The sequence below is a fragment of the Dactylosporangium salmoneum genome (assembly GCF_039532525.1).
Taxonomy (GTDB): domain Bacteria; phylum Actinomycetota; class Actinomycetes; order Mycobacteriales; family Micromonosporaceae; genus Dactylosporangium; species Dactylosporangium salmoneum.
The window spans coordinates 163,174-186,195 of sequence record NZ_BAAARV010000027.1; the positions used below are offsets into that span (position 1 = coordinate 163,174).

Consider the following 23,022-nt stretch of genomic DNA (forward strand, 5'->3'; position numbering starts at 1 on the left):
ATGGCGGCCGAGGAGACCGCGGAGGTCGACTGGGAGGAGCGCTGGCGGCGGGCCGCCGCCGAGGCCGACAACGCCCGCAAGCGGTGCGAGCGGCTGATCGCCGAGCGCACCGCGGCGGAGCGGACGCTGGTCGCGGCGGCCTGGCTGCCGATCCTCGACCACCTGGACCTCGCGCTGCACCACGCCGACGCGGACCCCGCGGCGATCGTGCAGGGCGTGACGCAGGTGCGGGACGAGGCCCGGGCCGTGCTGACCCGGCTGGGCTTCCAGCCCGTCGGCGCCGAGGGCGAGCCCTTCGACCCGGCCCGGCACGAGGCCGCCGAGGCGGTCGAGGCCCCGGATGCGCCGCCCGGCTCGGTGGTCCGGGTGGTGCGCCCCGGCTACGGCGGCCCGGCCGGCCTGCTGCGCCCGGCTGTCGTCGCCGTCGCGCGGCCACCGGCGGAGAAGGGCGCCGACGATGGCGGATGACTACTACCGGGTCCTCGGGGTGCCGCGGACCGCGACGGCGGAGGAGATCCAGCGGGCGTACCGCACGCTGGCTCGCCGCAGCCACCCCGACGTCAACAAGGAGCCGGGCGCCGAGGACCGGTTCAAGCAGATCACCGAGGCCTACCACGTGCTCTCCGACCCGAAGAGCCGGGCGAACTACGACCGGTTCGGCGCCCAGTGGCGCCAGGTCCCCGAGGACTTCGATGCGCGCCGTCACGCCGGGGCGTCCACCGGCCCGCGCCGCACGACCAGCTTCGTCAACATCGACCTCGAGGACCTGCTCGGCGGCGTCTTCGGCGGCGGGCGCGGCGGCCCGGTGCAGGGCGCCGACGCGGAGGCCGAGATCACCATCGGCGTCGAAGACTCCTACCTGGGCGGGCAACGCACGGTCACGCTGCCCGGCGGGGACCACTACAAGCTGACGATCCCCCGCGGCGTCACCGAGGGCCAGCGGATCCGCATCGCCGGGGAGGGCTCCACCGGGCTGGGCGGCGGCCCGCGGGGCGACCTCTACCTGGTGGTGCACTTCCGGCCCGACCGGCGGTTCACGGTCTCCGGCCGGGACGTCACCGCCCGGCTGCCGGTCGCGCCGTGGGAGGCGGCCCTGGGCGCCAGGGTGCCGCTGACCACACCCGGCGGCGAGGTGCAGGTCAAGGTGCCCGCGGGCTCGTCGTCGGGGCGGCGCCTGCGGCTGCGCGGCCAAGGGTTGCCCGACCCGCACGGCGACCCCGGCGACCTTTACGCCGAGGTCCGGATCCTCGTCCCGCCGCACCCGAGCGCCGACGAGCAGCGGCTGCTCGAGGAGCTGGCGCGGGTCTCGTCGTTCGACCCCCGCAGCAGCGACTCCCGGAGTAGCAAATGAGTGTTGCCCTCGTGCACCGCCCGTCCATGACGCTGGAGGCGTTCGCCAGCGCCGGTGGCGTCCATCCCCTGTTCGTCACCCGCATGGTCCAGCTCGGCCTGCTCGAGCCGGTGGCCGGCGCCTTTCCCGACTCGCAGCTGGCCCGGCTGGCCCGGATCCGGCGCCTGCACGCGACGCTTCCCCTGAACTACGCCGCCATGGGCGTGGTCCTGGATCTGCTCGCCCGCATCGACGACCTCGAGGAACAGCTCAGGAGGCGGCCGTGGACCTGAACCGGCTCACCGAGAAGTCCCGCCAGGCGCTCATCGAGGCCCAGCGCATCGCCACCCGCGCCGGGCACACCGAGGTCGACGGCGAGCACCTGCTGCTGGCCCTCATCGACCAGCCCCAGGGCATCGCCGCCCGGCTGCTGGCCGGCTGCGACGTCGACGTCGGCGCGCTGCGCGACCAGGTGCAGAGCGACCTCGACCGCCGGCCCAGCGTCTCCGGCCCGGGCGTGCCGGCCGGTCAGGTGGCGGTGACGCAGCGCCTGGCCCGGGTCCTCGACGCGGCAGAGCAGGAGGCGGCGCGCCTGCGGGACGAGTACGTCTCGGTCGAGCACCTCCTCCTCGCGCTGATCGACGAGGGCTCGGCCACCGCGGCCGGGCGCCGCCTGCAGTCCGCCGGCGTCGGCCGGGAGCGCCTGCTGGGCGAGCTGACCAAGGTCCGCGGCGCCCAGCGGGTCACCTCCGACAACCCGGAGGCGGCCTACGAGGCCCTGTCCAAGTACGGCCGCGACCTCGTCGCCGACGCCCGCGCCGGCCGCCTCGAGCCGGTCATCGGCCGCGACGAGGAGATCCGCCGGGTCGTGCAGATCGTGTCGCGCAAGACGAAGAACAACCCGGTGCTGATCGGCGACCCGGGCGTCGGCAAGACCGCCATCGTCGAGGGGCTGGCCCAGCGCATCGTCGACGAGGACGTGCCGGAGGGCCTGCGCGACAAGACCATCTTCGCCCTCGACATGGGCTCGCTGGTCGCCGGGGCCAAGTACCGCGGCGAGTTCGAGGAGCGGCTCAAGGCCGTGCTGGCCGAGGTGAGCGGCGCCGAGGGCCGGATCCTGCTCTTCGTCGACGAGCTGCACACCGTCATCGGGGCCGGCGCCGCCGAGGGCGCCATGGACGCCGGCAACCTGCTCAAGCCGATGCTGGCCCGCGGCGAGCTGCGCATGATCGGGGCGACGACGCTCACGGAGTACCGCCAGCACATCGAGAAGGACGCGGCCTTCGAGCGGCGGGTCCAGCCGATCCTGGTCTCCGAGCCGAGCCCCGAGGACGCCATCACCATCCTGCGCGGCCTGCGGGAGCGGCTGGAGGTCTTCCACGGCGTGCGGATCCTCGACGCCGCCCTGGTCGCCGCGGTGCGCCTCTCCCACCGGTACATCGCCGACCGGTTCCTGCCCGACAAGGCCATCGACCTGGTCGACGAGGCGTGCGCGATGCTGCGCACCGAGATCGACTCCCAGCCGGCCGAGCTGGACGAGGCGGCCCGGCGCCTGATGCGCCTGGAGATGGAGGACGCGGCCCTGGCCAAGGAGAGCGACCCGGCCAGCGTCGCCCGCCTGGACCAGATCCGCCGCGCGATCGCCGACCTGCGCGGCGAGGTCGACGCCATGCGGGCCCAGTGGAACGCCGAGCGCCAGGCCATCCGCAAGGTCCAGGAGCTGCGCGAGGAGATCGAGCGCCTGCGCCGCGAGGCCGACCTCGCCGAGCGCCGCTACGACCTGGACCGCGCCGCCCAGCTGCGCCTGGGCCGCCTGCCGGAGCTGGAGCGCCGCCTGCACGGCGAGGAGGAGCGCCTGGCCGACAAGCAGTCCGGCCACCGCCTCCTGCGCGAGGTGGTCACCCCGGACGAGATCGCCGGCATCGTCGCCCGCTGGACCGGCATCCCCACCACCCGCCTCATGGAGGCCGAGCGCGACAAGCTCCTGCGCCTGCCGGAGCTGCTGCACGAGCGCGTGGTCGGCCAGGACGAGGCCGTCCAGCTGGTCGCCGACGCGGTCATCCGGGCCCGCTCGGGCATCCGCAACCCGGACCGCCCGATCGGCTCGTTCCTGTTCCTGGGCCCGACCGGCGTGGGCAAGACCGAGCTGGCCAAGGCCCTGGCCGCCGCGCTGTTCGACACCGAGGACAACCTGGTCCGCCTCGACATGAGCGAGTACCAGGAGCGGCACACGGTCTCCCGCCTGGTCGGCGCCCCGCCCGGCTACGTCGGGTACGAGGAGGGCGGCCAGCTGACCGAGGCGGTGCGCCGCAAGCCCTACTCGGTGATCCTCCTCGACGAGATCGAGAAGGCCCATCCGGACGTCTTCAACACCCTGCTGCAGCTGCTCGACGACGGCCGCCTGACCGACGCCCAGGGCCGCACCGTGGACTTCCGCAACACGGTCGTCATCATGACGAGCAACCTGGGCTCGCAGTACCTCCTGGAGGGCGTCACCCGGGACGGCGAGATCACCGAGGAGGCCCGCACGGCCGTCACCGCGGCCCTGCGCTCCCGGTTCCGCCCGGAGTTCCTGAACCGCATCGACGAGACGGTCCTCTTCCGCCCGCTGACCATGCCCGAGATCGAGCAGATCGTCGACCTGATGCTGGACGACCTGCGCGACCGCCTGGCCGAGCAGCGCATCACGATGCGCGTGACCGAGCCGGCCCGCCACCACATCGCCGAGGCCGGCTTCGACCCGGTGTACGGCGCCCGCCCGCTGCGCCGCTACCTCCAGCGCGAACTGGAGACGCGCATCGCCAAGGCCCTGCTCGCCACGGGCACCACCGAGGACGCCGAGATCACCGTCGACCTGGGCCCCACCGGCCTGGACGTGACCTTCGTGCCCGCCCCGGCCCATCAGCACGCGATGTAGACAACCCGGGCCCGGTTGCGGGCCGCCCCCACGTCGGAGACCGCCGGGTTCCCGGCGTCCACGGTGAACAGCGGCACGGCTCCCTCCTCGAGGAAGCTGGCGGCCCCCGACCCGCGGGTGAACTGCACGGACTCGATCCGGTCCGCCCATCCCCAGGCCGCGAGGTCCACCGTTGCGACCGCGATCGTCATGGGCGATGACGAGGACCGCGGTGCCCCTGGGTGTGCGGCACCACCACGCCTCGGCCGGCCGCAGGGACAGCGCCACCCGCTCGGCGGCCCGGACCGACGACACGTGCCGGAGCGTCGCGAAGAGCTCGCGCGTCCCGATCACGAGCAGCCCCGCGACGAGGGCCCACACCTCAACCATCCGATCCCGTCCTCCCTGCCGGCGCTCCGCCGAGCGCGTCTGCCACTCCTCGCACGAGCGCAGGGATTCCGTCCAGACCCTTGGATAACAACTCGGCCACCGGCGGGTCCGGCGATGTCAGAGGCGGTCGGCCAGGCCCGTCAGGCGCTCCGCGTGGTGCTCGATGGCGCGGACCATCCGCTGGTCCTCGGGCCGCACGCGCTCGGCCAGGATCTCCGCGTAGCCGCGGATGGGGGTCAGGCCGGAGCGCAGCAGGAAGGACAGGTCCTCGGGCTCCGGTGCGGGGTGCGACGGCCGGGCGCGGCGGGGCAGCACGGCCTCCAGGCCGGCGGCGAGCACCACGAGCACCACGAACACGGTGAGTCCCAAGGCGTGCGCCCCCTTCGCGAATGGTTGGACCTGAGTTCGGTCCGGCCCCGCGAAGGGTGAGCGCGGGTACCGTCGCGCAACCGGCGGTACCCGAAAAGATCTCAGCCGGCCAGGGCGAAGATCTCCGCGTGCAGCTGGGTGCGGGGCACGCCCAGGGCGCGCAGGGTGGACAGGACGGCGCCGGTCATCGCGGCCGGGCCGCAGACGTAGACGTCGCGCCCGCGCACGTCGGGGACCAGCGCCAGGAGGTGCTCGCGGCCCAGCGGGGCGGGGGTGGTGTCCCGGGTGCGGCCCGTGACCAGGTGCAGCTCGGCGCCCTTGGCCGCGGCCAGCTCGCGCAGCTCGGCCAGGAGCGGGGCGTCGGCCTCGGAGCGGGCGCGGTACAGGACCACGATCGAGCCCTGCAGGTCCTCCAGCAGCGACCGGATCGGGGTCACGCCCACGCCGCCGGCGATCAGCAGCGTCGCCGGCCGGGTGCGGTGGGCGGGGGTGAAGGCGCCGTACGGGCCCTCGATGAAGACCCGGGTGCCGGCCTTCAGGTGGCGCAGGCCGGCGGTGCCCCGGCCGACGGCCTTGGCGGTGAGGCGCAGGCTGCGCCCGTCCGGGGCCTTGGAGAGCGAGAACGGGTTGACCTGCCACCAGCGGGCCGGGGTGAGGAAGCGCCACAGGAAGAACTGGCCGGCGTGCACCGGCATCCGGTCGAGGTCGCGGCCCGTGACGTGGACGGAGACGACGTCGCCGGTCTCCGGCACCACCGCGGAGACCCGCAGGCCGTGGCGCAGGTTGCGCCAGAGGGGCAGCGCGATGCGCCCCGCCACGAACGCGCCGATGGCGAGCGTCCACAGCAGCACCCAGTACACCTTGGCCCACAGCGCCGGCTGGGAGATGGGGTTCTCGACCGTCTGGTGCACAATCGCGAAGCCGATGACCAGGTACGTGGCCAGGTGCAGCAGGTGCCACAGCTCGTAGGGCAGGCGGCGGCGCGCGGCCTTCGCCGAGGCCAGCACCACGAGCAGCAGCAGCGTGCCGGCGACGACGCCGGCGAGGGTGCCCAGCGAGCCGAGCCACTTCTCCACCAGCGTGCCGAAGGACCAGTCACGGATCCGGGCGTACGCCCACGAGGCCAGCGTCGCGTGCACGGCGATCGTCCACGCCAGCGCGATCCCGACCCAGCGGTGCCAGGCGGTGAGCTGCCCCATGCCGAGGCGCCGGTCCAGCCACGGGATGCGCGCGACGAGGACGAGCTGCAGCGCGAGCAGCACGGCGGCGTGCAGGCCCAGGAAGCGGCCGGCCGCGAGCATCGAGTTCTGCGCGTCCGTGGCCGTGAAGTACAGGATCTCCACGACGACGGCGTTGCCGAGCGCCGTGGCGAGCAGGGTGGCCGCGGCGCGCTGGGGACCGGTCACTCAACCCTCGAATCGGTCGGACAAGGCGTACCGCAGCAGGACCACGTCGTCCATCTGACGGACCTCGACCACGGTGGCCCGGTGGCCGGAGTGCCACGGGAAGTGCCCGTCGCCGACGAAGCGCGGCGCCCGCCCGTCGCCGACGAAGAACGGAGCGATGACCAGGTGGAGCTCGTCGACCAGCCCGGCGGTGAGGAACGTCGTGTGGATCGTGCTGCCGCCCTCGACCAGCAGCCGGCGCACGCCCCGGGCGGCGAGGTCGTCCAGGGCCAGCGCGAGGTCGACCGGCTCGCCGCCGTCGACCACCTGGGCCCGCCCGTCGAGCCGCTCGCGGTTGCGGCAGGCGGTGCCGGTCGCGCAGTACACGATCTTGTCGGTGTCGCCGTCGGTGAAGAACCGGGCGTCCGGGTCGACGTCGCCGTGCCCGACGATCGCCACCTTGGCCGGCAGCGGCGGCAGCCCGCGCTCGGCCCGCCGCTCGCGCCGCTCGGGGGCGCGCACCATCAGCCGCGGGTTGTCCCGGCGGATGGTGTTGGCGCCGACCAGGATGGCGTCGCAGCCGGCCCGCATCGCGTCGACGCGGTCGAGGTCCTCGCTGTTGGAGAGCATCAGCCGCTCGTCGGTGGCGTCGTCGAGGTACCCGTCGAGCGACATCGCGCAGCTCAGCAGCACGTACGGGCGCTCGCGCAGGGCGGCCTCCGGGGGCTCGCGCAGCGCGAGGGCCTCACCGCGCGGCGGCACGGCTCGCCTTTGCCGCGAGGTAGCCCGCGTTGGCCGGGCTGAGGAACACGCCGGTCGGCACCACACTGGCCACGGTGACGCCGAGCCGGTGGAGCTGGTCGGCCTTGTCCGGGTTGTTGGTCAGCAGCGCGATGCGGGACGCGCCGAGCGCGCCGAGCATCTGGGCCGCCGCCGAGTAGTCCCGCGCGTCCTCGGCGTGGCCGAGCGCGACGTTCGCCTCGTAGGTGTCCAGGCCGGTGTCCTGCAGCGCGTACGCGTCCAGCTTCGAGTAGAGCCCGATGCCGCGGCCTTCCTGGCGCAGGTACAGCAGGAAGCCCCCCTTGTCCGAGATGCGCTCGATCGCCTCGCGCAGCTGCGGCCCGCAGTCGCAGCGCTGGCTGCCGAAGATGTCGCCGGTCAGGCACTCGCTGTGCAGACGGACCAGCGGCGCCGGGCCGCCCTCGGCGCTGCGCCGCAGCGCGCCGGACCAGTCGCCCAGGCCGAAGGCGACGTGCTCGCGCCCGTCGACGAGCCCGTGGAACGAGAACAGGCGGGCGGTGGCGGAGTATCCGTCGAGGAGCCTCAGCGGCACCGTCACCTGCGTGCGCATCGTTGCCCCGGGCAGTGTTTCGAACATGCTTCTCCTTCAGCTGGCCACGGCGCGTCGGCGGAGCAGGAGCACCGCGACGCCGGGAAGGCTCGACACCAAGACCAGTACCCCGTAGACGGTCGCCGTTGCGACTCCTTGCGCGGCGCTCAGCCCGGCCGCGCCGAATGCCCAGGCGGCGACGCCCTCGCGGGGGCCGAACCCGCCGATGTTGGCGGGCACCCCCATGGCGAGCAGGGCCAGCAGCGTGAGCGGCAGGAGCTGGGCGGCCGGGGCGGTCAGGCCGGCGGTCCGGGCGGCGACCAGGAACGTCACGAGGTGCCCGCCGACGGCGACGGCGGAGAAGAACACCACGCCGGGCCAGACCCGCCGGTCGAGCAGCACCCGGCGCACGTCGGTGCGGGCGGTGTGCACCAGCCGGCGCCAGGCGCCCGGCCCGCGCCGCCCGGCGACCAGCGCGAGCAGCGCCACGGCCGCGGCCACGGCGGCGACGCCGAGGGCGATGCGGGGCACGAACGGGCGCACCGGCGACGGCAGGACCCACAGCAGCCCGACGGCCAGCACGCACTGCACGACCTGCCCGGCGCCGCGCTCCCACACCACCGCGCGGACGCCGCGGCCGACGTCGCCGTGCTCCCGGCCGTGCCCGACGGCCCGCTCGACGTCGCCGAGCACGCCGCTGGGGACCGTGGAGTTGATCAGGCAGGAGCGGTACATGTCGGCCACCGCCGCCCACAGCGGCAGCTCCAGGCCGAGGCCGCGGGCGACCAGCCGCCACCGCCAGGCGCACGCCACGATGGTGGCCGCCCCGACCCCGACCGCCGCGGCCAGCGCCCACGCGTCGATCGTGCGCAGCCCGGCCAGGAACGGCCCGCTGCCGAGCCGCCACAGGAGCAGCAGCAGTACCGCCGCGCCGCCCACCGTCCGCACCAGTCCCCACGGGACCGCGGGGATGCGGATGCGCGGCATGGCGGACTCCTTCGCTCGGGGGGATCTCTTTGTCATACGCCCCGCGGCCACCGCAGGTTCAGTCCCACGCCGGGGCACGCTGCCGGGAAAGTGCCGCGGCCACCGCCGCGGCGGTGCTCGCCCAGCCGTCGAGGGTTGCCCGGCGGGCGAGGGCGGCGGCCCGCAGGCGCCGGCGCAGCGCCGGGTCGGCGAGCCACCGCCGCAGCGCCGAGGCCAGCGCGCCCGGGTCGCCCGGCGGGACCAGCAGCCCGGGCACCGTGCCGTCCGGGGCCCGCCCGACCGCGTCCGGCAGCCCCTTCGCCGTGGTCGCCAGCACGGGGATGCCGCGGGCGAGGGCCTCGGCCGCGACCATGCCGTAGGTCTCCCCGCGCGAGGGGTGGACCAGCAGGTCGGCGCCCGCGTAGAGGGCGTCCAGGGCGGCGCCGGCGAGCGGGCCGGCGAGCGTCAGCCGGCCGTCCAGCCCGGCCGCGTCGATGCGCGCCCGGAGGCCGGCCACGAACGCCGGGTCGCGCTCCACCGCGCCAGCGCACACGCAGGTCCACTCCCCCGGCAGGCCGGCCAGGGCCTCGACCAGCACGTCGTGGCCCTTGTGGCGGCCGAGCACGGCGACGCAGAGCAGCGCGCCGCCGGTGCCGGAGCCGGGCGCGGCCGGGGCCGGGGCCACGCCGGGCGGGGCCACGCCGATGCGGTCGGCGGGCAGGTCGTAGAGCTCGGCCAGGCGCCGGCCGGTCCAGTCGCTGGTGGCGATCACCGTGGTGGCCGCCCGCAGCGCCCGGGCCTCGGCCGGGCGGGCCGCCGGGTCGTCGTCGCCGAAGGGCAGGTGGACCAGGACGACGAGCCGCAGCCGGGCCGCGTGGGCGGCCAGCGGGTCCGGGTGGGCCGAGGCGACCAGGCCGTCGAGCAGGACCAGGGCGCCGTCGGGCCGGGCCGCCAGCAGCGCGTCCAGGGGCTCGAGGTCGGCCCGGTGCTCCCGCACGGTCCAGCCGAGGGCGGCCAGCCCGGCGCAGACCTCGCGGTCGTACCGGTTGCCGCCGCTCGGCGTCGCGGCGCTGTCGATGTCGCCCGGCAGCACCACGTGCAGATGACCGCTCACAGCGCTCGCTCGTAGGTGGCCCAGGCGACGTGGGACTCGCGCAGCGTGACGGCGATGCGCTCCAGGCCGGACGCGCCCGGGCCGAGCGCACCGGCGTGCACCCGCGCGGCCAGCCGGTCGGCGACCACGGCGGCGAGGAACTCGGTCGAGGTGTTGACGCCGGCGAAGTCGGGCTCGTCGTCGAGGTTGCGGTAGTTCAGGGCGCCCAGGACGGCCTTGAGCTCGTCGGAGGCGAGGCCGATGTCGACCACCAGGTTGTCGGCGTCCAGCTCGGCGCGGAAGAAGGTCACGTCGACCACGTAGGTGGCGCCGTGCAGGCGCTGGGCCGGGCCGAAGACCTCCCCCCGGAAGCTGTGGGCGATCATCACGTGGTCACGGACGGTGAGGCTGTACACGCTGCTCCTATCGTTGGTCTGGGCTGGTCGGTCCGGGGTCACCGGTCACCGTAGGTGATCGCGTGGCACAGGGCCGGCAGCTCGCCGGTGGCCAGGGCCGGGAGCACCCGCGGCAGGTCCTCGAACGGGGACTCGCCGGTGATGAGCGCGTCGAAGGCGGGGTCGCGCAGCAGGCGCAGGGCCAGGGCCAGCCGGTCGGCGTAGGAGCGGCGACCGGCCCGGGCCGGGGACACGGTGCCGACCTGGCTGCTGCGGATGGCGAGGCGGCCGGAGTGGAACACGCCGCCGAGGGAGAGGGTCACGGGGCGGTCGCCGTACCAGCTCAGCTCCAGCACCGTGCCCTCCGGGGCGAGCAGGCCCAGCGCCTGCTGCAGGCCCGGCTCGGTGGCGCTCGCGTGCACCACGAGGTCGCGGCCCGCCGACGCCTCCTGCGGCGTCGCGAAGGTGACGCCGAGCGCCTCGGCGGTCGCCCGGCGGGCCGGGTCGACGTCGATGAGCTCGACCTCGACGCCCGGGAAGCGGGCCAGGAGCGCCGCCACGCAGCAGCCGACCATGCCGGCGCCCAGCACGCTCACCCGGTCGCCGACCAGTGGCGCGGCGTCCCACAACGCATTGACGGCGGTCTCCACCGTCCCGGCGAGCACCGCGCGCCGCGGTGGCACCCCGGCGGGGATTTCCACGACCTTTTCCCGCGGTACGACATAAGCGGTTTGATGCGGGAACAGGCAGAACACCGCGCGGCCGACCAGCCGCGCCGGACCGGCCTCGACGAGTCCCGCGCTGAGGTAGCCGTATTTCACCGGAAACGGGAAGTCACCCTCCTGGAACGGCGCGCGCATGACCGAGTGCTGGTCCGGGGGCACCTTGCCGGCGAAGACGAGCGTCTCGGTGCCGCGGCTCACGCCCGAGTAGAGCGCGCGGACCAGCACCTCGTCCTCGCCGGGTGTGCGCAGCGGCTCTGGCCGGATCTCGCCTTTTCCGTCACCGACGCTCCAGAAAGCGCGGGCCTCGTGCATGAGCGGCTCCTTCGTTGTTCGGACCCGTACATGTACCCGTTCCGGCGAACCATGCGATCGAACCGTCGCGCCGCCGTGCGCGTATGCATTGTCAGGTCCATGGTCACGAAGCACAGCCTCGTATACGGAGCGATGATGCCGCGGGTTCGAACCGGTCCGGTCGCTGGACTGATCTTCCACTGCACGGTGCTGGCCGCCCTGGCCGCGAGCGTCGGGCTCGGCGCGGCGGGCTGGGTAGCCGGCCTCGCGAGCGGGCTCGTCGCGTTCGTGGCGCTCGGGCACGGGCTGCAGCGCTCGGCCGCGGTGGCGTTCGGCGCGGCGAACTGGGTGACCCAGACCCGGGCCGGGCTCATCGGCGGCGTGGCCGCGCTGACCGCCGACTCGCTCTTCGGCCGCCCGGCGCCGGTGGTCGTGCTGTGCGCGCTGAGCGCCGTCGCCCTGGCCATGGACGCGGTGGACGGCAGCGTGGCCCGGCGCACCGGCGGGGTGACCCCGCTCGGCGCCCGCTTCGACATGGAGACCGACGCCTGGCTGATCCTGGTGCTCAGCGCGTACGTCGCCGAGACGGCCGGCCCCTGGGTGCTCGCGATCGGCCTCATGCGCTACGCGATCTGGGTGGCGACCGCGTTCGTGCCGTGGCTGCGCGGGCCGATCCCGCCGCGGTACTGGCGCAAGGTCGTCGCGGCGATGCAGGGCGTGACCCTCGCCGTGGCCGCGTCCGGGCTGCTGCCGCCGGCGGTGAGCACCACGGCGGTCGCCATCTCCCTGCTGTTCCTGGTCGAGTCGTTCGGCTCCGAACTGCTGTACCGCTGGCGCCGGGAGTCGCTCGCGGTCGCGGTGTCGTCCTGATGGCCGTGCAGGCCACGGCCCCGCGCTCCGGCCGCGTGCGCGCCGCGCTGCGCTGGACCGGCACCCTGCTGGGGGCCGTCGTCGTGTACTTCACGCTGGTGAGCCCGGACCGCCTGACCCAGTACAGCGCGGCGTCGTTCGTGCGCATCCCGATCGAGGGCCTGCTGCTCGTCGCGCTGTTCCTCGCCGCGCGCGGGCGGATGCGCGCGGTCGTGCTCGGCGCGGCCGGCGTGCTGCTCGGGGCGCTGGTCATCGTGCGGCTGTTCAACCTCGGCTTCTACACCGCGCTGTCCCGGCCCTTCGACCCGGTGCTCGACTGGGTGCTCTTCCGGCCGGCGTTCGAGCTGGTCGAGTCGTCCGTCGGGCGGGCCGCGGCGGTCGGGGCGGCCGTCGTGCTCGGGCTCGTGGTGCTGTCCGTGCCCGTGGTGATGACGTTCGCGCTGCGCCGGCTCGGCCGGCTGGCGCTGCGCCACCCCGCCGCCACGACCCGCGCCACGGCGGCGCTGGCGGTGGCGTGGGCACTGCTCGCGCTGCTGAACGTGCAGTTCGTGCACGGCCTGCCGGTGGCCTCCGACGGGGCGACCGGGGCGCTGGGCGACCAGGTGGCGCTCGTACGGCGGGACATCAACGACGGGCAGAAGTTCGGCAGCCAGTCCGCCGTCGACGCGTTCCGGGACGTGCCGGGCTCGCAGCTGCTCACCGCGCTGCGCGGCAAGGACGTGCTGTTCACGTTCGTGGAGAGCTACGGGCGCAGCGCGGTGCAGGACCCGCAGTACGCGCCGCAGGTGAGCGCCACCCTCGACGAGGGCACGCGGCGGCTGGCGGCGGCCGGGTTCTCCGCGCGCAGCGGCTTCCTCACCTCGCCGACCACGGGCGGCGGCAGCTGGCTGGCGCACGACACGCTGCTGTCCGGGCTGTGGGTCGACAACCAGCAGCGCAGCGACACCCTGCTGGCCGGCGACCGGTTCAACGTCAACGCGGCGTTCCGGCGGGCCGGATGGCACATCGCCGGGCTCATGCCGGCCAACGACCGGGACTGGCCCGAGGGCCGGTACTTCCAGTACCACGACCTGTACGACTCGCGGAACATGGGGTACCGCGGCCCGAAGTTCTCCTACGTCCCGGTGCCCGACCAGTTCACCCTCGCCTCGTTCCAGCGGCTGGAGCGCACCCCCGGCCACCAGCCCGTGTTCGGCGAGATCGCGCTGGTCTCCAGCCACGCGCCGTGGACGCCGATCCCGCAGCTGGTCGGCTGGGACGAGGTCGGCGACGGCACGGTCTACAACTCGATGAGCACCGCGGGCGACCCGCCGGACGTGGCCTGGCGCACGTCGGAGAAGATCCGCACGGCGTACCGCAACTCGATCGTCTACTCGCTGAGCAGCCTCATCTCGTACGTGCAGCGCTACGGCGACGACAACCTCGTGGTGGTCTTCCTGGGCGACCACCAGCCGGCCCCGATCATCGTCGGCGACCAGGCCAGCCGCCACGTGCCGATCACGATCGTCGCCCACGACCCGAAGCTGCTCGACCGGGTCGCCGGCTGGGGCTGGACCGACGGCCTGCGCCCCGACCCGCAGGCCCCGGTCTGGCCGATGAGCGCCTTCCGGGACCGCTTCCTGACAGCCTTCGCCTGACCGCTGCGTTTGATCGGGGCGGCGGGGCCTCCGTATCCTCGATCGCGGTGCACAGCCCGATTCGCGGATGGAGCTAGGGATGCCGAGAGGAACGCGCCGCCTCGGTGAGCGCGGGAGATTCGGCCCGTTCCCGCCGTGGGCGATCGTCACCGTGGCGCTGGCCGCCCTCGTGGCCGGCGTGATCGTCGTGATCTCCGCGATGGGCGACGGCGAGGGCCCGCCGGCCACGGCGAGCGCCTCTTCGCACGCGGAGTCGCCCGTGGTGCCGACTCCCGGCGCCTCCGCCACGCCGGCGGACTGCGCCACCTCGCTGGTCGCCAAGCTGCCGATCGAGCAACAGGCCGCCCAGCTGCTCATGATCGGCACCCCGATCGACTCGCCGGGCGGGGCCGTGGCGACGATCCAGAAGTACCGCATCGGCGGCATCTTCCTGGCCGGCCGCAGCTCGGCGTCGGCCGCCACCATGCGCCAGTCGATCGCCCAGCTGCAGGACGCCGCCCGCAAGAACGGCGGCCTCGCCCTGCAGATCGGCATCGACCAGGAGGGCGGCCAGGTCCAGACCCTGAAGGGCACCGACTTCCCGGCCATCCCGACCGCCGTGTCCCAGGGCAAGCTCGACGCCGCCACCCTGAAGACCCAGACGGCGGAGTGGGCCGCCCGCCTGAAGGGCATCGGCGTGACGATCGACCTGGCCCCGGTCGCCGACGTGGTCCCGGCCGACGTCGGCAAGGCCAACCCGCCGATCGGGGGCTACGAGCGGCAGTACGGCACCACCCCCGACCCGGTGGCCGAGGACGTCACCACGGTGGTCACCGCCATCGAGGGCGCGGGCGTGCAGACCACCCTGAAGCACTTCCCGGGCCTGGGCCGGGTGCGGGTCAACACCGACACCTCGACCGGCGCCCGCGACGACCTGACCACCCTCGACGACCCGTCGCTGAAGCCCTTCGCCAGCGGCATCAAGGCCGGCTCGGCCGCCGTGATGATCTCCTCGGCCACCTACCCGAAGCTGGACCCGCAGAACGTCGCCGCCTTCTCCCCCGCCATCGTCACCGACCTGCTGCGCGGCAAGATGGGCTTCGACGGCCTGGTCCTGTCCGACGACCTCGGCGCCGCCCAGGCCGTGAGCGCCGTCCCGCTCGGCCAGCGCGCGGTCCGCTTCGTCCGGGCCGGCGGCGACATGGTCCTGAGCGTGCGCCTGCAGGACGCCGGCCCGATGACGGAGGCCCTGGTGTCGGCGGCCAAGAGCGACCCCGCCTTCGCCGCCAGGGTCACCCAGTCCGCCACCCGAGTGATCCGCAGCAAGCTCGCCGCAGGCGTCGTGAGCTGCTAGGACGACCGACCTATCGGACTTTTCCCCGGGCGGGCGGCAGGTAGCGGTACACCCGAACCGGCCCGGGGCGGAGGGCTATTTCTTGTTCTTCTTGCGGGGCTTCACGGTGATGTGGATCGGGGTGCCCGTGAACTCGAACTCCTCGCGCAGGCGGCGCTCGACGAAGCGGACGTAGCCCGGGTCGAGGGCGCCGGTGGTGAAGAGGACGAACTTCGGCGGGGAGACGCCGGCCTGCGTGGCGAAGAGCACGCGCGGGGCGCGGCCGCCGCGGACCGGGTGCGGGGTGGCCTGGACGAGGGCGGTCAGCCACTGGTTGAGCTGGCCGGTCGGCACGCGGCGCTCCCAGTTGGTCAGCGCGGTGCGCAGCGCCGGGGCGAGCTTGTCGACCGCGCGGCCGGTCAGGGCGGAGACGTTGACCCGGACCGCCCAGGGGACCCGGCGCAGCTCGCGGTCGATCTCCTTGCCGAGCTGGTAGCGGCGGTCCTCGTCGACGAGGTCCCACTTGTTGAAGGCGATGACCAGCGCCCGGCCCGACTCGATGACCATGGAGATGATCCGCTGGTCCTGCTCCGAGATGGGCTCGCTGGCGTCGAGCAGCACGATGGCGACCTCGGCGGCCTCGATGGCGGCGTTGGTGCGCAGGGAGGCGTAGTACTCGGTGCCGCTGGCGTGCGAGACGCGCTTGCGCAGGCCGGCCGTGTCGACCAGGTGCCAGGTCTCGCCGCCGAAGTCGACCAGGCTGTCGACCGGGTCGACGGTCGTGCCGGCGACCGAGTCCACGACCGCCCGCTCCTCCTTGGCCAGCTTGTTGAGCAGGCTGGACTTGCCGACGTTGGGACGGCCGACGAGGGCGATGCGGCGGGGGCCGGCCTCTCGCGGTTCGACCTGACGGGCTTCCGGGAGGTTCTCCAGGATCTTGTCGAGGAGGTCTCCGGCACCGCGGCCGTGCAGGGCCGACACCGGGAAGGGTTCGCCCAGGCCCAGGCCCCACAGGCTGGCGATGTCGTTCTCGATCCGGTCGTTGTCGACCTTGTTGGCGACCAGGATGACCTTGCCGGCGCTGCGGCGCAGCATCCGCACGGCGGCCTCGTCGTCGGCGGTCGGCGGGATCGTGGCGTCGACGACGAAGAGGACCACGTCGGCGGTCTGCGCGGCGATCTCGGCCTGGGTGGCGATGGCCCTGGCGCGCTCGCGGGCGTCGGGCAGCCAGCCGCCGGTGTCGACGATCGTGAAGTTCCGGCCCGTCCACTCCGCGTCGTACGCGACCCGGTCGCGGGTCACCCCGGCGACGTCCTCGACGACCGCCTGGCGGCGCCCGAGCACGCGGTTGACCAGCGTCGACTTGCCGACGTTGGGGCGGCCGACCACGGCGACGATCGGCAGGCTCAGCTCGGCCTCGAGCCCGGCCTCGACGGCGTGCGCGGAGGCCTCCGCGGGCGTTGAGTTCACGCCATGACCTTGTCGAGCATGTGTTGCAGCCGCTGGACTACCTCGTCGATGCCGAGCGTGGTGGTGTCGAGCACGACGGCGTCCTCGGCCTGGCGCAGCGGGTCGGCGGCGCGGGTCGAGTCGAGGCGGTCGCGGCGGGCGAGGTCGGCGGCGGTCGCGGCCTGGTTGGTCGCGTTCTCGCTGCTGCGGCGGCGGGCCCGCTCGGCGGCGTCGGCGGTGAGGTAGACCTTCAGGTCGGCGTCGGGGGCGACCACGGTGCCGATGTCGCGGCCCTCGACGACGATCCGCTCGGCCTCGGCGATGATCTGGCGCTGCTGGGCGACGAGCAGGGCGCGCACCGCCGGCACGGCAGACACGGCGGACACCGCCCCGGTCACCTCGGCCCCGCGGATCTCCCGGTCGACCGGGACACCATCGACGGCGATGTGCGGCGCGGCCGGGTCGGTGCCGATGGTCAGGTGCACACCCTCGGCCACGGCGGCGATCTTGACGGCGTCGCGCAGGTCGACGCCGTCGCGCAGCACGGCGTACGTCACGGCCCGATACATGGCGCCGGTGTCCAGGTAGCGGGCGTTGAGCGCCTGGGCGACCCGCCGGGAGATGGTCGACTTGCCTGAGCCGGACGGCCCGTCGACGGCAACCACCAGTTGCCGGCCCTCGTCGTGCACGCCCGTCTCCTCTGCTCGATGAAGCCCTTCAAAACAGTACTTGACCCGCCGATGACGCCCACCCACGGGAGGTGCCCGTGTATGTGGTTTGGCACACCGGGCATCCTCACGTTCAAATGTCGGACATTTCGCCTGTCGGCGGGCATTCCGGTGGCCCGCATTCTGGTGGCGCGACCCCGCACGGGTCCGCGCCGTCCTCCGGGGCGCACGGCCCGCACGGCTCACCCATCGCGCGGTCGGCCTCCGGGAGGCGGGACAGCACCGTGCCGGAGAGCTCGATCAGCGCCTCGACCTGCTCGGGCCGCAGGGCGTCGAAGAACCAGTGCCGCACGTGCGCGACGTGGCGCGGGGCCGCCGCCTCGATCGCCTCCCGGCCGGCCTCGGTGAGCACGACGAACGCGCCGCGGGGGTCGTCGACGCAGGGCTCGCGGGCCACCAGGCCGCGGGCCGTCATGCGCGTGATCTGGTGCGTGAGCCGGGTCTTCTCCCAGTCGGCCGCCTGGCGCAGCTGAAAGACCCGCAGCCGGCCCCCCGGCGCCTCGGACAGGCTGACCAGCACGGCGTACTCGGCGGCGGTGAGGCCCGTCTCGCGCAGCAGCTGGCGGGCCACGCGCCGCTGGACCTCGGCGTTGAGGGCAAGGTACCCGCGCCAGGCCTGCTGCTCCCGCTCGTCGAGCCAGCCCGGATCCGTCACACAGGCAAGTCTAGGGGATGGGTGACATGTCACCGTGGTCCTGCGCTACTGTCTTGGTGACACGTCACCCTTCCGTGCTCGTGGTGCACGCCGGCGTTCGGTGAGAACGTCCGTGTTCGTGGAGAACATCCGTGCTCGCGGAGAGAATTCAGAAAAGGAACCATTCATGACCAAGGTCGCAATCATCCTCGGGAGCACCCGTCCGGGCCGCAACGGCGAGGCCGTGGCCAAGTGGGTGTACGACATCGCGTCCCGCCGCGGCGACGCCGAGTTCGAGCTGGTCGACCTGCTCGACTACAACCTGCCCCACCTCGACGAGGCGATGCCCCCGTCGCTGGGCCAGTACGCGAACGAGCACACCAAGCAGTGGGCCGCCAAGATCGCCGAGTTCGACGCCTACATCTTCGTGACGCCGGAGTACAACCACTCGACGAGCGGCGCCCTGAAGAACGCGATCGACTTCCTCTACGCCGAGTGGAACAACAAGGCGGCGGGCTTCGTGAGCTACGGCTCGGCGGGCGGCACGCGGGCGGTCGAGCACCTGCGGCTGATCGCGGGCGAGCTGCAGCTGGCCGACGTGCGGGCGCAGGTCGCCCTCTCGCTCTTCCACGACTTCGAGAACTTCAGCGTCTTCAAGCCGGGGCCGCAGCACGAGGGCACGCTGAACACGGTGCTCGACCAGACGGTGACGTGGGGCAAGGCTCTGGCGACGGTCCGCAACAAGGGCTGACGCGGGTTCACCCGCCCGGAGGACTTGAGGGAGGCTCTCCGGTCGGACAAGGGATAGGTCGGGCGCCGGCACGGGCCCGGCCTATCCGGCTTTCAGCGCTCACGCGGCGGCAGGCCGTTCGCTCCGGCTTTCAGCGCTCGCACGGCGGCAGGGCGTTCGCTCCGGCTTTCAGCGCTCGCACGGCGGCGGGCCGTTCGCTCCGGCTTTCAGCGCGTCCGCGGCGGCAGGGCGTTCGCGAAGCGGTCGGCGAGCGACTCGGCGGCCTCGATCAGCTCGGGCGGGCCGACCAGCTCGAAGTCGACGCCGAAGATGCCGAACCAGGCCGCGAGCCCGGTCCAGCTCCACGAGCCGGCCGTGACCCGGCACCGGTCCGGCGCGATGTCCTCCACGACCGCCTGCCCGCGCAGGGCCTCGTCGACGGAGGCCGCCGGGGCCCGCAGGATCGCGGTACCACGGCACGGCGTCGGATCGTGACGATCGAACCGCTCGGCGATGAACTCGGCCAGGCTCGGCGCCGGCAACTCCCGCGGCCCGAACCGCGGACCGTTGGGCGTGCGCGGGGTCATGCGGTCGACCCGGTACGTGCGCCAGTCCTCGCGGTCGAGGTCCCACCCCACGAGGTACCAGCGCCCGCCCCACGTCACGAGGTGGTGCGGCTCGGCCCGCCGCGGCGGGCGCTGCGGTCCGGGCCCCTCGGCCATCTCCCGCCGGCCCTCGTAGTCGAAGCGCAGCACCTCCCGGGCGCGGACGGCGGTGCCGATCGCGAGGAGGTGCTCGGCGTCGATGTCGCCCTGACGCCAGGTGTTCTTGACGATCCGGGTGACCTGCAGGGCGTCGACGCGATGGCGCAGGCGGGCCGGCATGACCTGGCGCACCGTGGCCAGCGCGCGAAGCGCCGCCTCCTCGACGCCTTGCACGGCCATCGTCGCCGTCTGCAGCGCCACCGCCACGGCGACGGCCTGGTCGTCGTCGAAGAGCAGCGGCGGCAGCTCGGAGCCGGCGTCGAGGCGGTAGCCGCCGTCGGGGCCCCTCGTCGCCTGCACCGGGTAGCCGAGCTCGCGGAGGCGGTCGACGTCCCGGCGTACCGTGCGGGAGCTGACCTCCAGCCGGTCGGCGAGCGTCCGCCCGGGCCAGTCCCGGCGCGCCTGCAGCAGCGAGAGCAGCGCCAGCAGCCGGGCCGAGGTCTCCAACATGCGTCAAGTATCGCGGACGAAGAGGACAGCTCCTGTCCTCATGTCCGGCCGACGCTACTCGCCGACCGCCTTGAAGAGGGCGCCGATCTCGCCCTGGGACAGGTGGCGGGTGCGGCCCGGGCGCAGGTCACCCAGCCGGATGGGGCCGATCTGGGTGCGGATCAGCCGCTGGACCGGGAAGCCCACCGCCTCGAACATGCGCCGCACGATGTGGTTGCGGCCCTCGTGCAGAACGACCTCGACCAGCGCCGCCCTGCCGAACGCGTCGACGACCCGGAACGAGTCGACCTTCACCGGGCCGTCCTCCAGGGTGATGCCCGCCTTGAGCTCCCGGCCCATCGAGCGCGGGACCGGGCCGGAGATCTCGACCTGGTAGGTCTTGGCCACCTCGTACGACGGGTGCATCAGCTTGTGCGCCAGCCCGCCGTCGTTGGTCAGCAGCAGCAGGCCCTCGCTGTCCTGGTCGAGCCGGCCGACGTGGAACACGCGGGTGTTGATGTTCGGCAGGAAGTCGGCGATCGCGTCGCGGCCCTTGTCGTCGTCCATCGTCGAGACCACGCCGCGGGGCTTGTTCAGCGCCAGGTACACCAGGCGGGTGTCGGTCACGAGCCGCTGGCCGTCCACGTGGATCGCGTCGCGCGCCGCGTCGGCCTTGTCGCCGAGCGTGGCCTCCTTGCCGTTGACGGTGACCCGGCCCCCGTCGATCATGCGCTCGCACGTGCGCCGCGAGCCGAGGCCCGCCGCCGCGAGGATCTTCTGCAGCCGCTCCTCGTTGCGCGGCGGCTCGGCGTCCGGCGGCGCGTCGAAGGCGGAACCCTCGAACTGGCCGGCCACGAACTCGCCGGACTCGGACTCAACTGACGGGTCAACGCTGGGCATCGGCGATCTCATCTATGTCGTCGGGCAGGAACGGGGCGAGGGGCGGCAGCTGATCGACGCTGTCCAGGCCGAGCTTCTCCAGGAACAGCATGGTCGTCCGATACAGGAACGCGCCGCTCTCCGGCTCACTCCCGATCTCCTCGATCAGGCCCCTGGTAACCAGGGTACGGACCACCCCGTCACAGTTCACACCGCGGATGGCTGAAATCCGGGATCTGGTCACCGGTTGCTTGTACGCGATTACCGCCAGTGTCTCCAGCGCCGCCTGGGTCAGCCGGATCTGCTGCCCGTCGAGGACGAACTTCTCCACATACGCGGCATACTCGGGCCGGGTGTAGAGCCGCCAGCCCCCGGCCACCCGCCGAAGATCAAACCCGAAACCCAGCGACGTGTACTGCGCGGAAGCCGCCTCCAACGCCGCCAGCACCCGTTCGACGGGCTGCTCCAGCACCTGGGCCAGCGTCACCTCGCTGGTCGGCTCGTCGACGACGAGGAGGATCGCCTCGACCGCGCTGCGGAGCTCGGCGTCCGGCATCTCCGCCCGCACGCTCTCGGCCGGAGCCTCCGCCGCCGCGGGCGCCTCGACCCCAGCCAGCGGCAGCGCCTGCTCGACAACGGCCTCGGGCAACGCCGCCGCCTCGCCAACCGCCTCAACGACGGCAACCGGCTCGACCTCGACCTCAACGAACGGCTCGACGTCAAGGGACGGCTCGGCCTCGACGGACGGCTCGACGTCAAGGGACGGCTCGGCCTCGACGGACGGCTCGGCGTCAAGGGACGGCTCAACCTCGACAGAGGGCTCGGCCTCAACGGACGGCTCGGCCTCGACAGTGGGCTCGGCGTCGGCTACCGGCTCGGGTTCCGGGACAGTCTCGGGCTCGGCGTCCGCGGCAGGCGTGGGCTCGACGGGCTCGAACTCCGCGACCGGCTCCGGCTCCTCGACAGAATCGGACTCCACGGCCGGCTCAGGCTCGACGGCCTCGGGCTCCGGAGCGACCTCAGCTTCCGCGGCCGGCTCAGACTCCGCCACAGGCTCGGACGCCGGGACGGGCTCAACCTCCGCGACAGGCTCCGCATCGGGCTCGGACTCCGGCGACTCAGAGGCGACATCCGCAGACTCCGCGACGACCTCCGAGACGGAGGGCGGCTCCTCCGAAGCGGCCGGGCCCTCCTCCGAAGACTCCGCAAGCTCCTCCGAAGCGTCGTCCGCAGCGGGCTCCGAGGCGGCGGGCGACTCGTCGGCGTCGGACTGCCACTGCAGCTCGGGGAAGGACTGCGCCTGCGGCTCCGGCTTCGGGCGGGCCCAAGGTGGAATCCAGTTCGCGGCCTGGTCGGCGAGCGACCCCGTCGGCTTCTCGTCCTGGCTCACTCGTCCACCTCGTTGTCCACGTCCACCGCGGCCTCGCCGCCCGCGGCCTCGCCGGCCCCGGGCTCATCCTCGTCCGCCAGGGAATCCGCATCATCCGCAGTGCCGCCGTCGTCCGCAACCGCTGCCCCGTCCGGCGAGCCGGCCGCCGCCGAGGGCGGGGGCGCGCCGTCGTACTCCTCGACGGTGATGTCCACGTCCGCGTCCGAGGCGGCCGTCCAGCGGACCACCAGTTCCCCCAGGGCCTGGACCTGTTCGAACGAGATGAGGTCCTCGCGGTACAACTCGAGCAGCGCCAGGAACCGGGCCACCACCTCCAGCGTCGACTCGCAGTCGATGCACAGGTCGCTGAAGGTCGCCACGCGCTGCTCCATCAGGCGGTCGCGCACGATGTTGGCGTGCTCCCGCACGCTCACGCGGACCATGTGGATGTGCGCGATCGACACGACGGGCGGCGCCTTGGGCGTGAACGCCCTGATGGCGAGCTTGAGCAGGCGCTGCGGCCCGACGCCCAGCACGAGATCAGGCAGCGCCTCGGCGTAGCGGGGCTCCAGGGTCACCGCGCGCGGGTAGCGCCGCGAGCCCACCGCCTCCAGGCCCTGGATGTGCGCCGCCGCCTCCTTGAAGGCCTTGTACTGCAACAGCCGCGCGAACAGCAGATCCCGCGCCTCGAGCAGCGCCAGGTCCTCCTCGTTCTCGACCGAGGCCGACGGCAGCAGGCGGGCCGCCTTGAGGTCGAGCAGGGTCGCGGCCACGACCAGGAACTCCGAGGCCTCGTCGAGGTCCCAGTCGTCGCCCATCGCCCGGATGTACGCGATGAAGTCGTCCGTGACCGTGTGCAGCGCGACCTCGGTGACGTCCAGCTTGTGCTTGCCGATCAGCTGCAGCAACAGGTCGAACGGACCGGTGAAGTTGGCCAGCTTGACCTGGAACCCGGAGGTGGCCGGCGCAGCCGACAGATCGACGTCAGCCGGAGGCGACGGCGACTCCGAGGACACAGAGACCGGCTCAGTCACGCGAAGAACCTAGCGCA

24 protein-coding genes are annotated in these 23,022 nt (G+C 73.6%); 8 read left to right on the forward strand and 16 right to left on the reverse strand.

All coding sequences use genetic code 11. From position 1 onward, the window contains the following. From ABD352_RS19195 to clpB, 4 genes are read left to right on the forward strand one after another with little or no spacing between them, the layout of a single operon-like run. Complete coding sequence (locus ABD352_RS19195) at positions 1 to 468, forward strand: nucleotide exchange factor GrpE (RefSeq protein ID WP_344613775.1); 468 nt, start codon at positions 1 to 3, stop codon at positions 466 to 468. Then, on the forward strand, positions 458 to 1,351 hold the full coding sequence (locus ABD352_RS19200) for a DnaJ C-terminal domain-containing protein (RefSeq protein WP_344613776.1): 894 nt from the start codon (positions 458 to 460) through the stop codon (positions 1,349 to 1,351). Before ABD352_RS19195 ends, ABD352_RS19200 begins: the two co-directional genes overlap by 11 nt. Then, entirely contained in the window at positions 1,348 to 1,623 is a 276-nt protein-coding gene (locus ABD352_RS19205; RefSeq protein ID WP_344613777.1) for a chaperone modulator CbpM, read from the forward strand. Before ABD352_RS19200 ends, ABD352_RS19205 begins: the two co-directional genes overlap by 4 nt. Continuing rightward, positions 1,614 to 4,247, forward strand: coding sequence for an ATP-dependent chaperone ClpB (gene clpB / locus ABD352_RS19210; RefSeq protein WP_344613778.1), 2,634 nt, complete (start codon positions 1,614 to 1,616; stop codon positions 4,245 to 4,247). Before ABD352_RS19205 ends, clpB begins: the two co-directional genes overlap by 10 nt. Here clpB and ABD352_RS19215 read toward each other — a convergent pair. The 9 genes from ABD352_RS19215 to ABD352_RS19255 form a co-directional block, all read right to left on the reverse strand. After that, on the reverse strand, positions 4,232 to 4,438 hold the full coding sequence (locus tag ABD352_RS19215; protein WP_344613779.1) for a hypothetical protein: 207 nt from the start codon (positions 4,436 to 4,438) through the stop codon (positions 4,232 to 4,234). The two genes, clpB and ABD352_RS19215, sit on opposite strands and share 16 nt — an antisense overlap. Before the next feature lie 295 nt (positions 4,439 to 4,733). Continuing rightward, positions 4,734 to 4,985, reverse strand: a complete 252-nt coding sequence (locus ABD352_RS19220) for a hypothetical protein (RefSeq protein ID WP_344613780.1) — start codon at positions 4,983 to 4,985, stop codon at positions 4,734 to 4,736. Between the two features lie 101 nt (positions 4,986 to 5,086). After that, a complete protein-coding gene (locus ABD352_RS19225) occupies positions 5,087 to 6,391 on the reverse strand; it encodes a ferredoxin reductase family protein (RefSeq protein WP_344613781.1) in 1,305 nt (434 codons plus the stop codon). Next, on the reverse strand, positions 6,392 to 7,081 hold the full coding sequence (locus ABD352_RS19230; RefSeq protein WP_344613840.1) for a RibD family protein: 690 nt from the start codon (positions 7,079 to 7,081) through the stop codon (positions 6,392 to 6,394). It lies immediately after the preceding gene. 34 nt (positions 7,082 to 7,115) lie between these two features. Continuing rightward, a complete protein-coding gene (locus ABD352_RS19235; RefSeq protein ID WP_344613782.1) occupies positions 7,116 to 7,748 on the reverse strand; it encodes a GTP cyclohydrolase II in 633 nt (210 codons plus the stop codon). A gap of 9 nt (positions 7,749 to 7,757) precedes the next feature. After that, the gene (locus ABD352_RS19240; protein WP_344613783.1) at positions 7,758 to 8,687 is read right to left on the reverse strand and encodes a lysylphosphatidylglycerol synthase transmembrane domain-containing protein; all 930 of its coding nucleotides are present in this window, start codon (positions 8,685 to 8,687) and stop codon (positions 7,758 to 7,760) included. 58 nt (positions 8,688 to 8,745) lie between these two features. Beyond that, positions 8,746 to 9,780, reverse strand: a complete 1,035-nt coding sequence (locus ABD352_RS19245; RefSeq protein WP_344613784.1) for a glycosyltransferase family 4 protein — start codon at positions 9,778 to 9,780, stop codon at positions 8,746 to 8,748. After that, positions 9,777 to 10,175 carry a 6-pyruvoyl trahydropterin synthase family protein gene (locus ABD352_RS19250; protein ID WP_344613785.1) on the reverse strand — a complete coding sequence of 133 codons (399 nt, stop codon included), beginning with the start codon at positions 10,173 to 10,175 and terminating at the stop codon, positions 9,777 to 9,779. Before ABD352_RS19250 ends, ABD352_RS19245 begins: the two co-directional genes overlap by 4 nt. A 38-nt stretch (positions 10,176 to 10,213) precedes the next feature. Next, positions 10,214 to 11,191 (reverse strand): zinc-dependent alcohol dehydrogenase, encoded by a 978-nt coding sequence (locus ABD352_RS19255; protein ID WP_344613786.1) that lies wholly within the window; start codon positions 11,189 to 11,191, stop codon positions 10,214 to 10,216. Between the two features lie 135 nt (positions 11,192 to 11,326). On the opposite strand from ABD352_RS19255, the gene ABD352_RS19260 reads away from it, so the two are divergent. From ABD352_RS19260 to ABD352_RS19270, 3 genes are all read left to right on the forward strand, one after another. After that, positions 11,327 to 12,040: a CDP-alcohol phosphatidyltransferase family protein gene (locus ABD352_RS19260; RefSeq protein WP_344613787.1), complete on the forward strand. Its 714-nt coding sequence runs from the start codon at positions 11,327 to 11,329 to the stop codon at positions 12,038 to 12,040. Then, a complete protein-coding gene (locus ABD352_RS19265; RefSeq protein WP_344613788.1) occupies positions 12,040 to 13,677 on the forward strand; it encodes an alkaline phosphatase family protein in 1,638 nt (545 codons plus the stop codon). The genes ABD352_RS19260 and ABD352_RS19265 overlap by 1 nt, the downstream gene beginning before the upstream one ends. A 79-nt stretch (positions 13,678 to 13,756) precedes the next feature. Next, positions 13,757 to 15,010 (forward strand): glycoside hydrolase family 3 N-terminal domain-containing protein, encoded by a 1,254-nt coding sequence (locus ABD352_RS19270; RefSeq protein ID WP_344613789.1) that lies wholly within the window; start codon positions 13,757 to 13,759, stop codon positions 15,008 to 15,010. 75 nt (positions 15,011 to 15,085) lie between these two features. Here ABD352_RS19270 and der read toward each other — a convergent pair whose 3' ends face one another. The 3 genes from der to ABD352_RS19285 form a co-directional block, all read right to left on the reverse strand. Next, positions 15,086 to 16,459, reverse strand: coding sequence for a ribosome biogenesis GTPase Der (gene der / locus ABD352_RS19275; protein ID WP_344613790.1), 1,374 nt, complete (start codon positions 16,457 to 16,459; stop codon positions 15,086 to 15,088). Next, positions 16,456 to 17,127 carry a (d)CMP kinase gene (cmk, locus tag ABD352_RS19280; protein WP_344613791.1) on the reverse strand — a complete coding sequence of 224 codons (672 nt, stop codon included), beginning with the start codon at positions 17,125 to 17,127 and terminating at the stop codon, positions 16,456 to 16,458. The genes der and cmk overlap by 4 nt, the downstream gene beginning before the upstream one ends. Before the next feature lie 112 nt (positions 17,128 to 17,239). Further along, positions 17,240 to 17,821, reverse strand: coding sequence for a MarR family winged helix-turn-helix transcriptional regulator (locus ABD352_RS19285; protein WP_344613792.1), 582 nt, complete (start codon positions 17,819 to 17,821; stop codon positions 17,240 to 17,242). 166 nt (positions 17,822 to 17,987) lie between these two features. Here ABD352_RS19285 and ABD352_RS19290 point away from each other — a divergent pair, with 166 nt between their 5' ends. Continuing rightward, positions 17,988 to 18,551: an NADPH-dependent FMN reductase gene (locus tag ABD352_RS19290; protein WP_344613793.1), complete on the forward strand. Its 564-nt coding sequence runs from the start codon at positions 17,988 to 17,990 to the stop codon at positions 18,549 to 18,551. A 206-nt stretch (positions 18,552 to 18,757) separates the two neighbouring features. On the opposite strand, the gene ABD352_RS19295 is transcribed toward ABD352_RS19290, so the two are convergent. Genes ABD352_RS19295 through ABD352_RS19310 form a run of 4 tightly spaced genes read right to left on the reverse strand, consistent with a single transcriptional unit; the run spans position 18,758 to position 22,987 of the window. Continuing rightward, a complete protein-coding gene (locus tag ABD352_RS19295) occupies positions 18,758 to 19,744 on the reverse strand; it encodes a helix-turn-helix transcriptional regulator (protein ID WP_344613794.1) in 987 nt (328 codons plus the stop codon). Between the two features lie 54 nt (positions 19,745 to 19,798). Then, a complete protein-coding gene (locus tag ABD352_RS19300) occupies positions 19,799 to 20,623 on the reverse strand; it encodes a pseudouridine synthase (protein WP_344613795.1) in 825 nt (274 codons plus the stop codon). Then, positions 20,610 to 21,992, reverse strand: a complete 1,383-nt coding sequence (scpB, locus tag ABD352_RS19305; protein ID WP_425553570.1) for an SMC-Scp complex subunit ScpB — start codon at positions 21,990 to 21,992, stop codon at positions 20,610 to 20,612. Before scpB ends, ABD352_RS19300 begins: the two co-directional genes overlap by 14 nt. Continuing rightward, positions 21,989 to 22,987 (reverse strand): segregation and condensation protein A, encoded by a 999-nt coding sequence (locus ABD352_RS19310; protein ID WP_425553573.1) that lies wholly within the window; start codon positions 22,985 to 22,987, stop codon positions 21,989 to 21,991. Before ABD352_RS19310 ends, scpB begins: the two co-directional genes overlap by 4 nt. Positions 22,988 to 23,022 lie beyond the last annotated feature (35 nt).

Bases quoted from the DNA above. Each gene is read 5' to 3' on its own strand.
- ABD352_RS19195 (WP_344613775.1), top strand. From the start codon at position 1: ATGGCGGCCGAGGAGACCGCGGAGGTCGACTGGGAGGAGCGCTGGCGG.
- ABD352_RS19200 (WP_344613776.1), top strand. From the start codon at position 458: ATGGCGGATGACTACTACCGGGTCCTCGGGGTGCCGCGGACCGCGACG.
- ABD352_RS19205 (WP_344613777.1), top strand. From the start codon at position 1,348: ATGAGTGTTGCCCTCGTGCACCGCCCGTCCATGACGCTGGAGGCGTTC.
- ABD352_RS19215 (WP_344613779.1), bottom strand. From the start codon at position 4,438: ATGACGATCGCGGTCGCAACGGTGGACCTCGCGGCCTGGGGATGGGCG.
- ABD352_RS19235 (WP_344613782.1), bottom strand. From the start codon at position 7,748: ATGTTCGAAACACTGCCCGGGGCAACGATGCGCACGCAGGTGACGGTG.
- ABD352_RS19240 (WP_344613783.1), bottom strand. From the start codon at position 8,687: ATGCCGCGCATCCGCATCCCCGCGGTCCCGTGGGGACTGGTGCGGACG.
- ABD352_RS19255 (WP_344613786.1), bottom strand. From the start codon at position 11,191: ATGCACGAGGCCCGCGCTTTCTGGAGCGTCGGTGACGGAAAAGGCGAG.
- ABD352_RS19260 (WP_344613787.1), top strand. From the start codon at position 11,327: ATGCCGCGGGTTCGAACCGGTCCGGTCGCTGGACTGATCTTCCACTGC.
- ABD352_RS19265 (WP_344613788.1), top strand. From the start codon at position 12,040: ATGGCCGTGCAGGCCACGGCCCCGCGCTCCGGCCGCGTGCGCGCCGCG.
- ABD352_RS19270 (WP_344613789.1), top strand. From the start codon at position 13,757: ATGCCGAGAGGAACGCGCCGCCTCGGTGAGCGCGGGAGATTCGGCCCG.
- ABD352_RS19290 (WP_344613793.1), top strand. From the start codon at position 17,988: ATGACCAAGGTCGCAATCATCCTCGGGAGCACCCGTCCGGGCCGCAAC.
- ABD352_RS19295 (WP_344613794.1), bottom strand. From the start codon at position 19,744: ATGTTGGAGACCTCGGCCCGGCTGCTGGCGCTGCTCTCGCTGCTGCAG.
- ABD352_RS19300 (WP_344613795.1), bottom strand. From the start codon at position 20,623: ATGCCCAGCGTTGACCCGTCAGTTGAGTCCGAGTCCGGCGAGTTCGTG.